Raw genomic sequence first — 15,163 nt, forward strand, 5'->3', positions numbered from 1 at the left:
GTGCCGCAAGCCGCCCGGCGCGGCGTCAGCTTCCCCTGTTCGCCCGCAGCTCCGGCAGCACCCGTTCGCCGAAAAACCGCATATCCGCATCGTAATCGGGGAACGTCAGCATCATGCCGTCCAGCTCGGCCGTTTCGATAATCGTCCGGATTTTGGCGACGATCGTCGCCGCCGAACCGGAAATCGGCTCCGACATGAACGCCGTGCGGGCTCTCGCCGCAATCGACGTCTCCTTGCCGTCGACCGCCATGCCATAGCTTTCGAGCAGCCCGACGATAGCCTCGCGGTCGACGCCTGCCTCGTACCGCTTCATCCGCGCTTCCGCTTCCGCGTCGGTTTCGCCGGGATAAATGCCGAACATCGCGTACGTTTTGATCGGCTTGTCCCGCTCCCGCGCCATTTCCTTCGCGCGCTTGCTTACCTGGGCCAGCTCTTCGACGTCCTTGCCGCCGATGAAGCAGGCGTCCCCTTCCTCGATCGTAAAGCCCATCCCCTTTTCCGATTGGCCCGCGCAAATGATCGAAGGCCTCGGCTTCTGCACCGGCTTCGGATTCGACATGCAATCGGTCAGTTGATAGAACGTCCCTTGATGATCGACGCGCTCTTCGCTCCACAGCCGCTTGACGACCTGCATCCATTCGCGCGCGAGATCGTAACGCGCGTCGTGATCGAGGTGTTCCGGCCACATGCCCATCTGCGAAAATTCCTTGGAAAACGACCCCGACACCACGTTCATGCCGACCCGTCCGTTGCTGATCTGGTCGAGGGTGGCGAACATTTTGGCGGCGACGGCGGGATGGAACAGCAGCGTATGCACCGTCGCGTACACTTTGACCCGCTTCGTCGCCTCGGCCAGTCCCGCCATCATCGTCATCGATTCGAGCGAAGTTCCCCAATGGTTCGTCCGCCCGCCGTAGCCGCGCCATTTGGCCATCGACATAATGAAGTCGAGACCGATTTCTTCCGCGAGCACGGCCGCATTGCGGTTTTGCTCATAGCTTCCTTCCACCTTGGGCGTCGTATCCGAGATGATCCAGCCGCCGTTCGAAATCGGAAGAAACACGCCAAAATCGATTTGATTGTAGTCGATGCCGCTCATTGTTCATCACTCCATGAATAAAGTCTGTTTGCCGCGACGTTTAGGGCCAGATCAGCTCGCCGTCCGCGTAAATCGAATCGATGTACGCATTGTCCATCACTTGTTCCAGCGGCAATGCCTTCGGGATCACCTTCGCCTGGACGAGCATGTCGATTTCCCGCTGCCACTGCTCGTCGGTCTGCACGGCGACGCCCTGCCCGGCGGGTAGATGGTCCGCGATCAGGCTGCTTTCGACCGTCCACCGGTTCGTTTCCGCCGCAACGTCATAGCCGGTTTCGGAATGCGACGCCATCCTCTCGATCGCCTCGTCCGGATTTTCCAGCACCCATTCGTGCGCTTTGGACAGCGCTCTTAGGAAATCCTCGACGGCCGTCGGATGCGCTTCTGCGAATTCGGAGTTCACCGCCACGACGCCGAACGACGTCTCGCCGCCGAAGTCGCCCGGATCGATCAGCCGCGTTTTGTAGCCTTCCTTCTCCATAATATATGGCTCGTTCGTTTTAAATACGGTTAATGCGTCCAGATCGTTTCCAGCCAAAATCCTCGGGTCGTAGCCGACGGATACGGCTTTGATATCCGTTACGTCGAGTCCGTCCGCCGCCAGCATCGTGACGACCCAGGGAGGAATCGCCCCCTTGTACCCCAGCGTCTTGCCCGCCAGGTCCTTCGGGCTTTGAATGTCCGAATCCTCCATCACCATAATCGCATTGACGCCGACGGAGCCGAAGGTGGCGACGCCCTTGATTCCCGCTCCGCTCGCGACCGACTGGATGACAAGACTCGGATTGCCCGCGCTCGAGATTTGCGCCTGCCCCGCCGCGAGATATTTCATCCCTTCCGAATCGAGTCCCGGCTGAACGTCCACGTCAAGCCCAAGCTCCTCGAAATACCCTAGATCCCGGGCGACGACGGCTTGCACGTCCGGCGACGAAGCCGCATAAAAATAGCCGGTCGTATACGTAATTTTGCCCGCCTTTTGATTTTCGGCCTTGCGGGCCTCCCAGTCGATGCCGGAACCGGCCGTTCCGGCGGGAGAAGCGCTGGCCGGAGGCGACGCGGCGGCCGAAGCGGACGGCGACGCGGCCGTATTCCCGTTTCCGCAGGAAGCGAGCAGCAGAATGGCCGCCATCGTCAAGACGGACCTATACGCAAGTTTTTTCTTTGCTTTCATCAGCATATTTATCGACTCCCGTCCTCTTTTACCGGCTCCACGCCAGCACTTTTTTCTCGATGGCGCCGACGATCGCCGTCAGCAGAATGCCCATCGCCGCAAGCATCATGATCGCCGCGAACACCTTGACCGTCTGCATGTAATTGCCGAACATCATGACGACGTTGCCCAAGCCTTCGCTGGAGCCGCTCCATTCCGCCACGACCGCTCCGATGACGCTGAGGCTGATGCAGGTTTTGGCCGCGGAGAACAAATAAGGAAGACTGCCCGGCAAACGAAGCTTGAAAAAGATTTCCCGCTTGCCGGCGCACAGGGAACGCATATAGTCGTAACGGTTCGGATCGACCGCCCTGAACCCGGTTATGGAATTGACCAGCATCGGGAAAAACGTGATAATCGCCGCGATCAGCACCTTCGGCAGCGCCCCGAAGCCGAACCAGATGATCAGCAGCGGCGCGATCGCCACGACCGGTGTCACGCTGGCCAGCACCGCCAGCGGCAGCAGCATTCGCTCAAGCGCCGGAGAATGGGCCAATACGACGCCGAACAGCAAGGCGACCCCCGCTCCGAGCGAAAAACCGGCGACCGCTTCGTACAAGGTGACCATCGCATGATCAACGTAAAAGCCGAATTCGGAAAACAAGGCGCGGAACACAGCCGACGGGGTCGGAAGCGTAAGCGGGTCGACCCCGAATAAGCGGACGAAGCTTTCCCATAAGACGAAAAACCCGACAAAGGCGACAAGGGGCAGTCTGCTGCGGGCCCACCAATCCTTGATTAACGGATTCAGCCGCGTTTTCGCTAACGTTCCCTCTCGGCTCGACGACGATTGAGCTCTGCCGAACACGCTCGTTCTGATCGCCATTTTGCTTATGCCCACCTCTCCTTGAGCAAATGTTTGATTTGCCGGACATAATCGAAAAACGCGTCCGATTCTTCCAGCTCCTGCGTGCGCGGCCTCGGCAGCCGAATATCGACGATTTCGGTAATCCGGCCCGGCCGGCTCGTCATGACGACGACTCGATCCGACAGGAAGACGGCTTCCGGAATGCTGTGGGTGACGAAGACGACCGTCTTCTTATGCTGCTCCCAAATGTCCATCAGTTGATGGCGGATCATTTCCCGCGTAATTTCATCTAGCGCCGAAAACGGTTCGTCCATGAGCAAAATCGGCGCGCCGGAAGCGAACGCCCTGACGATGCCGACTCGCTGCTGCATTCCCCCCGACAATTCCCGCGGATAAGCCGTCAGAAAATCGCCGAGGCCGACGGAGGCGAGCCACTCCGCCGCTTCCCGTTCGTCGTAGGACGCCCCGCCTCCTTTCTTCCGGTTCACTTCGAACGGCAAGCGCATGTTTTCGATGACCGTCCGCCACGGAAACAGCGCCGGCGACTGCGGAACGAATCCGAACCGCTTGTCGGATTGCGCTTGCTTCGGCGTCAGCCCTCCGACCGAAAGCCGTCCCTCGTCCGCCGTTTCCAGGCCGCCGATCATTCGCAGCAGCGTCGATTTGCCGCATCCGCTCGGCCCGATCAGACTGACGAACGTGCCTTCCTCCAGGCTCAGCGCGACATCGCGCAGCGCCTCCGTCGTTTGTCCGCGCCTAACATACCGTTTGGAAATTCGGTCCGCCGTTATGTACGACAACGGAAACCACCGCCTTTCGAGCAATTTTCGACTTTAATCATTTGATTTAAAATTTTAGTTATTTATTTTTATCATTCAGTTAAATCTGTATCCAATTTACCACCGCCGACATTGTGAGTCAATAAATATTACATATATTTTTCATAATATCGAAATTTTCAGACATAACAACAATCACCCAAGGATTATAAGGCCAAATATGTGCGTTTTCATAACATATAAATTACATTTCAATCGGTTTTGATCGTTGATTTTCTTTTGTTGCGGATCTCCGTTCGGTTCCCCGGGGATAAATTTTCATCCCCATGGAAAAATAACCAAACCGTATGTTCGGAGAAAGGAGCGAGAGTCGGAATGACCGATCCAACCGCAGAACTTTCGGCAGCCCTTCGAAATATGCGCTCGCTTGTCGGAAACAGCGCGGATTTATCCGTAAGGGAGATCACGGTCGGGGAAAACCGCATCCCAGCCGCCTTGATGTGGATCGAGGGCCTGGTCGACAAAAAATCGCTGCACGAAACGGTGCTGGCCCCGCTCCTGTCCGCGAACATTCCTTCGGAGCTTGCCGATTCGCCTCCGAAACTAATGGATTACGTTGTCCGATCGACGATCACCGCTCCGGGGGTCGAGCGTTTTTTCGCAGCGGAAGCGGCGGTTTCGAAGCTGGTCGGCGGGTGGACTCTCCTGCTGGCGAATAACGGCGGCGAGATCGTCGCCGTCGATACGCAAGGCTACGCCAAGCGAAATATCGAAGAAGCCGCCACGTCGACCGTTATCCGCGGCCCGAGAGACGGCTTTGTGGAATCGCTTGACATCAACATTTCGCTCATTCGGCGCAGAGTAAGGAGCGGCGACGTCCGCGTCGAGAAAATCACGCTGGGCCAACTGTCCCGGACCGATGTCGCCATGCTCTACGTCAACGGCAAAGCGCCTCGGGCCGTCGTTGACGAAGTTCGCGGCCGTCTCGCCAAGCTGAATATCGAGGGCATTCTGGAATCCCAGTATATCGAGGAGCGGATCAAGGACGGTCCGCGTTCGTTTTTCCCGACCGTCTACAGTACGGAACGGCCCGACGATATTGCCGGGATCATTATGGAAGGTCGGGTTGGCATCCTGGTGGACGGAACCCCGTTCGCCCTCGGATTGCCGAGCACCTTGCCCCAGCACCTGCAAACGACGGAGGACTTGTATCTGGCGTACCCGATCGCCACCTTCGTTCGCTGGATCCGATACTTGGGCTTTTTCTTCACCTTGCTTCTTCCGTCCGTTTATGTCGGCATTTTGACTTATCACCCCGAGATCGTGCCGCCGCAGCTGCTCAGCAGCATTTTGTCGGCCCGCGACGGCGTTCCCTTCCCCGTGTTGATGGAAGCGCTGGTGATGGAGGTCATTTTCGAGGGGCTGCGCGAGGCGAGCATCCGCATGCCCCGTTCGATCGGCTCGGCGATCAGCATCGTCGGCGCGCTCGTTATCGGGGAATCGGCCGTTCAGGCGGGGATCATCTCTTCGCCGGCCGTCATCGTCGTCGCCGGAACCGCCATCGCCTCGTTTACGATTCCGTCCGTTTCGTTATCGGGCGCGATCCGGATTTTACGGTTCGGCATGCTGTTCCTCGCGTCCTTGCTGGGGTTGTACGGCATCATGATCGGATTGTTTCTGATGGCCATTCACCTGTCGGCGCTGTCGTCGATCGGCGTACCCTATTTGAAGCCGTTTGCCCCGGGGACCGGAAGAGCGCTGGAAAAAACGATTTTCCGCATCCCGTGGTCGCAGGCAAAAAAAGGGGGAAAATAACGCGCAATCCTCCGCGAAAGGAGATGTCCGGCATGTCTTTCTTCGCAAAAGCCGTGCTCTGCTTGCTCCTCCTTTTGCCGCTTGGCGGCTGCTGGAGCGAAATCGATCCCGACCAGATCACCGTCGTTTCGGCAATCGGACTCGACCCGGCGGAAAACGGCAACATTGCGGTAACCGTCCAATTGATGAATCCGACGCTGCCGATCGCGGCGGGCGGCGGCAATCAACAGCGCAGGCCGTTCGCCATTTACTCGGCGAATGGCAAGACGATCCAGGACGCGGTCGAGCTGATTCAGCTGGCTGCGAAAAAAAGTCTGTTTTTCCCGCAAACCCAAGTCGTGCTCATCGGGGAGACGCTCGCCCGCCGCGGGTTGGACGATTTTTTGGATTTTTTCTGGAGAGAGGAAAATCAGAACTTCAACAGCTGGACCCTCGTCTCCAGGCTTCCCGCCAAGCAGATGCTTGAAAACGCGTCGGAGTTGAAGGCCGTGCCGGCCGAAGAGTGGAAAGCGTTCCTGCGCGGAAAATGGGGGAGGCCGCAAAATGTCGCCATGCAAATGTACCAGTTTTTGCCGCGTCTGAACCAGGTCGGCTTCCAGGCCGTCTCGGCCGGCATCGGGCCCGCCCCGAATCCGAGCAAGAAAGGGTTGATGGAAATCGGCGACGCCGCGGTATTTCGGAACGACCGGATGGTCGGCTGGCTCACCGAAGACGAAAGCCAGATCGTCAACTGGCTGGCGGGCACCTCCTCCAAGGGCAGGTTCCTGATCGTCGCCGATGGAGAAGCGGCCAGCATGGCGATGAGCTCCATCCGGGTTCGCGTCTTCCCGGTCTTTCGGGAGGATCGGATCCTTTTCAAAATTCGGCTGAAGGGGGCGGCGGAGCTCAAAACGTCGACGATGCCGATAAACCTGGCCAAAGACAGGGGAAAGCTAAAAAAGCTGCTCGACGAGCAGCTGACGGAAGCGATCGAAAAAACGGTCGACAAGACGTTCAAGACGTACAAAAGCGATATTTTCGGATTCGGCGAGGTGATCCATAGGCGCCACCCGGGCAAATGGAGAACGCTGAAGCCGCAATGGAACGAACAACTGGAGTCGGTCGAAACGGAAATCGAGGTTTCTTTTCGGATCGAAAGAGCCGGCTTGCTCAAATAGCGGGCAATAGCAGGCGGAAGAGGACAAAAGCGGATGAATCCAAAAAAAATTAACGGTTATCAGTTTTTCTTTATCATCTTCGTTTCCATCACCTCCCTGACTTTCTTTTCGGTCCCGAGCCAGCTCGCGGACAAGGTCGGCCAGGACCTGTGGCTTTCGATGGCCATCGGCACGCTGATCGACGTTTATGTCGCGTTCTTGCTTTACCGGCTGGGAATGAAATATCCCGGGGAATCGATGATCGAATATACGGTCTCCATCCTGGGACCGATCGGAAAAACGGTCGGCTTGCTGTTTATTCTTTTTTTCACCGGAGTCAGCATTACGGCCATTTGGATCTACAGCGAATTTTTGTCTAATACGCTGCTGCCGAACACTCCGCTCGTCGTCTTCTCGCTCACGTTGACGTTATGTTCGGGATGGGCCGCCTTCAAGGGCATCGAGACGATCGCCCGAATCAGCCAGTTGATCGGGTTCGTTATTCTGGCCTCTTCCCTCGTTCTGTTCGCAAGCTCGATTCCCTTGCTTCAGTTGAAAAACCTGTTGCCGCAGTTCGAATACGGTGCGGGACCCGCTCTCAGAGGAGCCGTATATCCGGGAAGCTGGTTCGGCATTTGCATTATGATGGGCATGCTGATGCCTCATCTGAACAAACCCGAAAAAACGTTCAAAATGAAGGTTCGCGCGGTCGTGCTCGGGGCGGTCGTCATGACGTTGTATTTGCTGTACAGCATTTCCGTTATGGGGCCTGATATGGCGACAAGGGTCGAAAATCCGATTTACATTTTTACTCGGCTTACCCACTTCATCATCTTCGAAAGGATCGAGGTGCTGACGCTGCTCATTTTCGTATCGGGTTCGTTCATCACGTTCTCGACTTTGTATTATTCGATCGCCGAAGGCTGCGCCAAGCTGTTCGGAACCCGCAGGCATGCCGGATGGATTTACGCGTTTTCCCCTTTGTTCGTCGGGTGCGTGTTTTTCCCGTTCATGTTCAGCCACGGGTTTATGGAACCTTACCTCGAGTTCTGGTTTCCGCGGGTGGCCCTCGCCCTCGAAGGCGGGGTCACCACGCTGCTGTTTCTGCTGTCCTTTTTCCGCCCTTCGGACGGCAAACGTCATGCCGGGACATAGGCGGCCGAATCGGGGAATAACGGCGGTCAAGCGTTCAGCTCCAACACGCTGCCGTCAACCGGGTTGACGACATATTCGCTTTTTTCCCCGTTTTCGTCGACGAGAAAATAATACCCTTTCGCCACGAACGGATTTCCGGAATTGGCCAGGCTGAACGTCCGTTTGTCCGATTCCAGCACCGCGATTCCGGAAGCGCCCGCCGATTGTACCTGATCCCGAACGAGCGCCTTCGCTTCGTCATGCGAATACGCGGGAAAATACGCCCACAGCAAAGCCGGAGCGAGCAAAACGAGAAAGCGGTTTCTCCTTTCTCCGTCCGATTAAGCGCAAGCTTTTATTCTCCGTATACGAGGCCCGCAAGCCGCAAAACGGTGTCATCCGTCAACGGCTCGGAATTGTCGAACTCAACGACCGAGCCTGCCGGCAGCCTCCATTTCACCTCCCGTTTTGCGAGCGACGTCTTGAACTTTTCCCAGTTTTCAAGCTTCCAACGATCCAAAACCGAGTCCCTTCCCTCGATTCGGCGGCGGTAATCGTTTTCGTACCGCAAGTAAACGAAAACGACTTTGACGTCCACGTCCCGCGTCGAAGCGCCGATCCGGGCAAGCTCCCGGTCCAGCCACGCCGGATCCTCGACCTCTTTCGTAAACGGGCCGATCACGATCGCGTCCGTTCCGATTTCCAGATTATCGAGCGCCGCATTCATCGTCAGACGATAGCCCAAATCCCGACATAGCGCCTTGTATTCGGGCGAATCCCGGTCGTTCGGATCGAGGCCCGCCAGCTTCATCAGCGCCTCCGAAGCGGGCCGCGACAACGAGTCCATATCCAGCACCGCGGCCGGATGCCGCTTGGCCAGCGCCTTGGCGAGCGTCGTCTTGCCGGCTCCCGCACCGCCCAGAAAAAAGATCAGTTTCCGCATAGTCGCCTCCGAAAACGTTTCTTGAATCGTCTTTCGACTTGGCCGCCGTTCGCCCGATCCGTCCATGTCTCGGCCGAGTCTGCCGTCCGTCTTCTGCTCCGTCCGCGACCGCTTTCGTGCCAAGCTGCGGCCGAGTCTTCTGCCATTGTAGCATATTTTTCCCGCGGCAGCTTCGCGCCCTTTCGCCCGGACGACCGTTATGGCTCCGCCCCTGGAATCGCCGACGAATTAACGGAGATCGCGCCCTCTTAAAGCTGCCGCCCGACCGTCATTTTCCCGTTCTCTTCCCGCACTTCGATAAAAATCGGACGCTCGTCCGGCGTCTTGTTCGGCGTATGGAGCGTCAGGACGAGCTTGCCCTCGAACGTGCGGAACGCCATGCCGTGACCGCCGTCGTTCCGGTACAGCGGTTCGTCCTCGTGCGTCCAAGGCCCCGTCACCCGGCCCGACTCGGACCTTGCGAGGCCGAGAGCGTACGTGTTGTCGATAAAGCCGGCCCACAGCATGCACAACGCGCCGGAAGCGCCGCGGAACAAATAAGGGCCGTCCGTCACGTAATTGTCCCGGTTCGGGAACCGCGGCGACACGTACGGCGTCGTCCACGGCGCTTCCGAGGCGCGAAACAGGACGACAGGCTCCGAAACCGCTCGCTTCAAGTCCTTGTCAAGCCGGACCGCGCACACTTCGCCGTCGGTTACCTGCTGCCATTCGTGGCAGAATACCATCCACGGCCGATGCTCCTCGTCGACGAACAGGCTGCCGTCCAGCGAGCTCCAGGGCTCCGGCGTAATCGGCCCGTCGCTGTTGAGCGCGAACGGCCCGAGCAGCCTGTCCGAAGACAGCGCCGCCGTCCCGAGCAGGCCGTTATCCTTTCTCCGGAACGTAGCGAACATATAGTAACGGCCGCCGTAGGCGTACACCTCGGGCGCCCAGAAATTCGTGTCCGAAAAGAAGTCCTCGTCCGGGCGAAACACCGGGAACGGTCCTTCCCAATGCTGCAAATCGTCGCTCCGGTACGCGTCGAAGCCCGTTCCTTTCCCCCAAATATTCGCATCGGTGCTGCCGAACAAATAATACTTTCCCTCTTCGGGCACGGGGACCACGAACGGGTCCCGGATTTGCACGTCCCGGCTTTTCTTCATTCCGGTTTCCTCCCCCGCATAGGGCTATTTGTAAGTCGGATATACGATGCCGATGTCGGAGGCGCGCTCGAACGCACCGGCCGCGAAGTCGAGGCGCTCGTTTCCGTTGACGGCAAACGGAAGCTCCCGTCCCCCTACCCGGATCGTCCCTTCCACCTTCCGCACGCTCATGCCGACGATGCCGGTCAATTCCCCGCCGCGGTTCGCGATCACCCGGATGCCGCTCGGAAACCGCATGTACGGCTCGCCCGCCCGGTAAATTTCCGAACCTTCCCTCGTGTTGATCAGCTCGTAGGCGACGCCGTCGATATTCCGTCCGTACGCCGTTTCGCCGGCAATGTCCTCGCCATGATCCATCGCGTACGGCGTAAGCCCCGTAAACCATACTTCCCCGTCCGGCCGCGGGAGAATGCCGCACAGCCGCTCCACATAATCCAGAAGGCAAAGAATCGACGGCGAGTACGCCTCGGTAAAGCCTTCGTTGCCGGTCCACGGACTGACCGTTTGCGCAAACCGGGTCGCCTTCGCGAACGAGGACAAAATCGGCTGCATGACCCAGGTCAGCTCCACGTGGCGGCCGTGAAACTCGAACGCGTGAGGGGTCCGGATCAGGCTGAGAAAATTCGACGTTCCGGCCCAGGTGTTGTAGCCGGAATTCGGGTCGAAGCGAGGATCGTCCATCGCGATCGACGTAAACGGGTATTTGGCGAAAAATTTGCTCGTGTTGAGCAAATAGCGGCGCAGCATGTCGTCGAAAAACGCCCGCTCGCCGACTTCGCACGCGAGCACCCGCAGCAGAACGTCGGATTGAACCCGGACGAATTCGTCGTTGCGATCCCGATCGTAAAAAAAACGGTCCTCTTCGTCGAAGCAGTAACGGAACAGGCTGGCGAGGCTCGATTCGGCCTTCTTCCTCCACCCGTCTCCGGACTGCCCCAGTTCTTCCGCCATTCGCGCCAAATAGAGCCGCTGGCAATAGACGTTAGCCGTCAAGTCCGGCGCCAGAAAGGGCAAAATCGGCGAATCGGGATCGCACTTCGTCGCGTCGTTCAAATGCGGCGTATCCGGCGCGTGCCAGAAGCGCGGCGACAGATCGTGTCCGGTGTCGAACGCGCTGAACGCTTCGACGCAGCCCGTGCCGCGAGTATCCCGGCAAGCGGCAAGCCAGGCATCGTAGCGAACCATCGCTTCGTACATCGGCTTCAGAAACGATTTGTCCCGGCCGTGGAGGGCGTAATGGTTCCAGACGCTCCGCGCGAGCGGCGTCACCAGCTGGATTTGCCGGTACGCCGGCCCGTGCTCGGTCACCTTGTAAGGCAGCATGCCGTCCTCCCGCTGATGAACGGCGAACGACCGGTAGGTCGATTCCGTTACGGAAGGAACGAACCGGGACAGCAGCTCCGCATTGATCGTTCCGGTGCTCTCCAGCCAGCAGCCGAGATAAATGCCGCCCTCGTGCAGGATCGGTTCTTCGCCGCCGGTCGGCACGATGCAGTCGAGCAAGGCGCGAAGCGCCGAGGCGTACACGCCTTCCAGCTTGCCCGAGGAGGCGACGAATTTGACGCCGGATTCGCGCCATTGCCGGAGAACCTTCTCATCCGAAGGTTTTTTCGGCGGACCCGCCTTTTCATCGACCGTCCATTTCCGCAGCTTCTCCAAAAGCACTTCGTTGTTCATCCTGTCGCCCCTCTTTCGATAAAAATTGCGTTTGGCGCCGCATGGCGCGAAGCGTAAAACAGACTGCCGCGGGGCAGCCTGTTTTCGCGAGCCGGGCTTCGCGTGCCGGCCTACTGATTGTTGTTGAAAATTTTGACCGTGCCGTTGTAAAAATCTTTCACCGCGTCTTCCACGCTTTTGCGTCCGAAGCCGATTTCATAGAGCGTCGATTCCGCCAGCTTCGAATATTCGGAGAAGCCCGGAGGGTTGTAGCTGACGGCGAACGGCTCCGTTTTCGCCGCTTCCGATACGCGGCTCGTGTAGTCGTATACGATTTTGTCCACGTCGCTCGCTTTCCCCTCGAGCAGCTCGCGGTTTTTGGACGTAACCGGCACCCCGCGGTCGTTTCCGAGAATTGACGCGACTTCCGGATCGTTGATGAAAAAGTCGATGAACGTCGCCACTTCCTTCGGATGCTTCGTGTTCACGTAGCCCGACAGCCCTTGGCTCGATTCGAACACGACCCCCGTTCCTTTCGGGCCGCGAGGCAATTGGACCATGACCAGTTCGTCCTGCGTCAAATTTTGGTGTGCGGCCAGCTGGTTGGAAGGAATGAGGCTCATCGCCGCCTTGCCCGTCACGATCAGAGACTTGCTCGTATCGCCCGGGGGTTCGACACCTGGGTTTCCGCCGGAACGATCCCGCCCGCTTTGGACGTTTCGTCCCAGTATTGAAACCATTTGAGCGCATCCGCCTCCTCGAATCCGAGCGTGCCTTTTTCCATGTCGTACAGCTGCTTCCCGTTTTGCTTCAGCCCGATGTCCAGGCCGTCGACCGCATAGTTATAAGACCCGTAATACCCTTTGCCCAGCTTGTCGGAAATTTCCTTGCTGATGCGCGCGAAATCGTCCCAGTTCCAGCCATCCTGCGGCAGCTCGACGCCGGCTTTTTCGAACATCGTCTTGTTGACGACGACCCCGCGGGCGTTCGCTCCGGCGGAAATATGGACAAGCTTGCCGCCGAGCGTTCCGTACTCGATCATCGATTGATCCATGTCCGACAGGTCCAGTTCATTGCCGACATAAGAGGTCAAGCAGCACGTCCTTGATGGCATAATCGGAGACGTTGCCGCCTAGGAAAAAAACGTCGGGTGCCGTGCCGGATGCCAGCTGCGTGTTCAGCTTGTCGAAATAGCCGGTCGACGGCGCGAACTCTCCGGTCACTTTGATGGTCGGATATTTTTCCTGAAAGAGCTTGAGCGCCTCGTTCGTAATGTCCGCGCGCTTCTGATCCCCCCACCACATGACGCGAAGCTCGACCTGTTCGCCGCTGCCGGACGAGCCGGCAGGCGAGCTTTCCCCGCCCGCGTTATCCGAACCGGCAGCGCCGCCCGAACCGCCGCTTCCCGTGCCTCCCGAGCAGGCCGTGACGACGGCCATCATGGCGGTCAGCAAAAAAATGAACCATTTGTTTTTCATGTTGCATCTCCCCCCAGAAAAATATCATGAAGTGAAGCCGCTTACAACCCTTATCCTACGATAAGGCGTACGAAAGTGAAATTTCATTCCTTCGGGTGTTCGCTTATATTTTTTTCGGATTCCATCTTCTCCGGACGATGCCGGTTATTTCAAGCCCGTCGTCGCGATTCCGTCGAGGAAATAGCGCTGGAAAATCAGGAAGATCAGCGTAATCGGCACGAGCGACAGCGTGGACATCGCCAGCAGCGCGCCCCAGTCGGATTGGCCCGACGGATCGAACATCGACCGGATGCCAAGCTGCACCGTAAACAGATCGATCTTGCTGAGGTAGATCATCTGGCTGAAAAAGTCGTCCCACGACCAGATGAAGGTAAAAATCGCGGCCGAAATCAATGCCGGGACGAGCAGCGGCAGCACGATCCGGAAGTAGATTTGCCACATGCCGCAGCCGTCGATCGTCGCGCTTTCGTCCAGTTCCCGCGGGATGCCGCGGATGAACTGCACCATCATCAGGATGAAAAACGAGTCGTTCGCCAGCCATTTCGGCAAAATCAGCGGATAATAGGTATTGATCCATTGCAACTGGTCGTAAATGATGTACTGCGGAATAAGAGTAACGTGGTACGGCAGCATGATCGTGACCAGCATAAGCGCGAACCATATTTTCCGGAACTTGAAATGAAGGCGGGCGAACGCGAACGCCGCGAGCGAGCAGGTGATGACGTTTCCGAGCACGCTCATGATCGAGATGATCCACGAATTCGTGAAAAACCGGCCGAACGAAATGCCCTGCAGGCCCTTCCATCCGTTCGCGTAATTGTCCAGCGTAAAAGCCGACGGCCAAAGTCCCGGCTCGGAAAAAATGAGCTGATTCGGCTTGAACGAGCTGCTGACAAGCCAAAGCACCGGATACAGCATGAGTATGCCGAGCAAAATAATGAACGTATGTTTGACGGCCGCGGTCGTCGCTCGTTTTGTGTGCATGCCTGGTTACCTCCCATCCTTGCTGTCGCCGTAAAAGACCCAATACTTCGAGGTCGCGAACACGACGGCCGTGAAAAGGCCGACGATGATCAGCATGATCCATGCGAGCGCGGACGCATAGCCCATATCGAAGAACGAGAACCCTTTCAGGTAAAGATACAGCGTATAAAACATCGTCGCATCGAGCGGTCCGCCCCGCCCGTCGCCGATGACGTAAGCCGGCGTGAACGCCTGGAACGAGTTGATGATGCTCATGACCAGGTTGAAAAACAGGACCGGCGAAAGCATCGGAAGCGTGATTTTGAAAAACTGGCGGACTTTCCCCGCCCCGTCCACCTGCGAGGCTTCGTACAGATCGGCCGGAATTTGCTTCAGGCCGGCGAGAAAGATGACCATCGCCGAGCCGAATTGCCAGATCGACAGCGTAACGATTGTATAAACGATGTAATCGGGATGGGAAATCCACGACGGCCCCTCGATGCCGAAAAAGCCGAGGAATTTGTTGACGAGTCCGTTACCGTCGAAAATCTGTCTCCAGACGATCGCGATCGCGACGCTTCCCCCGAGCAGCGACGGAATATAATAAACCGTCCGGTAGATCCCGAGCGCGCGAATGCCCTTGTTCAGCAGCATCGCCACCGCGAGCGCGAACGCGAGGCGGAGCGGAACGGACAGAAACACGTACTTGAACGTCAGGAACAAGGAATTTTTAAACGTTTGGTCTTCGCTGAAGATTTCGACGTAGTTGGAAAATCCGATCCATTGCGGCGGGCTGAGCAGGTTGTACTTGGTCATCGAAAAGTAAAGCGATCCAAGCATCGGACCCAGCGTCAGGCAGAAAAAACCGATCAGCCACGGCAGCAAAAACGTGTAGGCCGTCAGATTGTGTTCGCTGGACAACGACCGGCGTTTTTTTCGCATCGCAAAGCTCCCCCTCTTATGCTGTGTACATCCATCATAATAGGGGGAGCTTTCATTA

At 57.7% G+C, this 15,163-nt stretch carries 13 protein-coding genes and 1 pseudogene; 3 read left to right on the forward strand and 11 right to left on the reverse strand.

What is annotated here, in order from left to right; all coding sequences use genetic code 11:
* Positions 1 to 25 precede the first annotated feature (25 nt).
* From JW799_RS23765 to JW799_RS23780, 4 genes are read right to left on the reverse strand one after another with little or no spacing between them, the layout of a single operon-like run.
* Positions 26 to 1,099, reverse strand: coding sequence for an LLM class flavin-dependent oxidoreductase (locus tag JW799_RS23765; protein ID WP_080838945.1), 1,074 nt, complete (start codon positions 1,097 to 1,099; stop codon positions 26 to 28).
* A gap of 40 nt (positions 1,100 to 1,139) precedes the next feature.
* A complete protein-coding gene (locus JW799_RS23770; protein WP_080838943.1) occupies positions 1,140 to 2,276 on the reverse strand; it encodes an ABC transporter substrate-binding protein in 1,137 nt (378 codons plus the stop codon).
* A 22-nt stretch (positions 2,277 to 2,298) separates the two neighbouring features.
* Positions 2,299 to 3,135, reverse strand: a complete 837-nt coding sequence (locus JW799_RS23775; protein ID WP_205432004.1) for an ABC transporter permease — start codon at positions 3,133 to 3,135, stop codon at positions 2,299 to 2,301.
* Between the two features lie 5 nt (positions 3,136 to 3,140).
* A complete protein-coding gene (locus JW799_RS23780) occupies positions 3,141 to 3,917 on the reverse strand; it encodes an ABC transporter ATP-binding protein (RefSeq protein WP_080838939.1) in 777 nt (258 codons plus the stop codon).
* A 354-nt stretch (positions 3,918 to 4,271) separates the two neighbouring features.
* On the opposite strand from JW799_RS23780, the gene JW799_RS23785 reads away from it, so the two are divergent.
* The 3 genes from JW799_RS23785 to JW799_RS23795 are packed head-to-tail and all read left to right on the forward strand — an operon-like array spanning position 4,272 to position 8,002.
* Entirely contained in the window at positions 4,272 to 5,711 is a 1,440-nt protein-coding gene (locus JW799_RS23785; RefSeq protein WP_205432005.1) for a spore germination protein, read from the forward strand.
* A gap of 32 nt (positions 5,712 to 5,743) precedes the next feature.
* The gene (locus JW799_RS23790) at positions 5,744 to 6,868 is read left to right on the forward strand and encodes a Ger(x)C family spore germination protein (RefSeq protein ID WP_205432006.1); all 1,125 of its coding nucleotides are present in this window, start codon (positions 5,744 to 5,746) and stop codon (positions 6,866 to 6,868) included.
* Positions 6,869 to 6,901: 33 nt separating this feature from the next.
* Positions 6,902 to 8,002, forward strand: coding sequence for a GerAB/ArcD/ProY family transporter (locus JW799_RS23795; RefSeq protein WP_080838933.1), 1,101 nt, complete (start codon positions 6,902 to 6,904; stop codon positions 8,000 to 8,002).
* A 26-nt stretch (positions 8,003 to 8,028) separates the two neighbouring features.
* Here JW799_RS23795 and JW799_RS23800 read toward each other — a convergent pair whose 3' ends face one another.
* The 7 genes and pseudogenes from JW799_RS23800 to JW799_RS23830 form a co-directional block, all read right to left on the reverse strand.
* Positions 8,029 to 8,289: a hypothetical protein gene (locus JW799_RS23800; protein WP_080838931.1), complete on the reverse strand. Its 261-nt coding sequence runs from the start codon at positions 8,287 to 8,289 to the stop codon at positions 8,029 to 8,031.
* Positions 8,290 to 8,336: 47 nt separating this feature from the next.
* Positions 8,337 to 8,924 carry a P-loop nucleotide/nucleoside kinase family protein gene (locus JW799_RS23805; RefSeq protein WP_080840936.1) on the reverse strand — a complete coding sequence of 196 codons (588 nt, stop codon included), beginning with the start codon at positions 8,922 to 8,924 and terminating at the stop codon, positions 8,337 to 8,339.
* A 248-nt stretch (positions 8,925 to 9,172) separates the two neighbouring features.
* Positions 9,173 to 10,066, reverse strand: a complete 894-nt coding sequence (locus JW799_RS23810; RefSeq protein WP_080838929.1) for a glycoside hydrolase family 43 protein — start codon at positions 10,064 to 10,066, stop codon at positions 9,173 to 9,175.
* A 24-nt stretch (positions 10,067 to 10,090) separates the two neighbouring features.
* Positions 10,091 to 11,743, reverse strand: a complete 1,653-nt coding sequence (locus JW799_RS23815) for an MGH1-like glycoside hydrolase domain-containing protein (RefSeq protein ID WP_080838927.1) — start codon at positions 11,741 to 11,743, stop codon at positions 10,091 to 10,093.
* A 110-nt stretch (positions 11,744 to 11,853) separates the two neighbouring features.
* Positions 11,854 to 13,200, reverse strand: a pseudogene (locus JW799_RS29805) (ABC transporter substrate-binding protein).
* 144 nt (positions 13,201 to 13,344) lie between these two features.
* Positions 13,345 to 14,184 carry a carbohydrate ABC transporter permease gene (locus JW799_RS23825; protein WP_205432007.1) on the reverse strand — a complete coding sequence of 280 codons (840 nt, stop codon included), beginning with the start codon at positions 14,182 to 14,184 and terminating at the stop codon, positions 13,345 to 13,347.
* 6 nt (positions 14,185 to 14,190) lie between these two features.
* Complete coding sequence (locus JW799_RS23830; protein ID WP_205432008.1) at positions 14,191 to 15,105, reverse strand: carbohydrate ABC transporter permease; 915 nt, start codon at positions 15,103 to 15,105, stop codon at positions 14,191 to 14,193.
* Positions 15,106 to 15,163: the final 58 nt, after the last annotated feature.

This window comes from Cohnella algarum (assembly GCF_016937515.1).
Taxonomy (GTDB): domain Bacteria; phylum Bacillota; class Bacilli; order Paenibacillales; family Paenibacillaceae; genus Cohnella; species Cohnella algarum.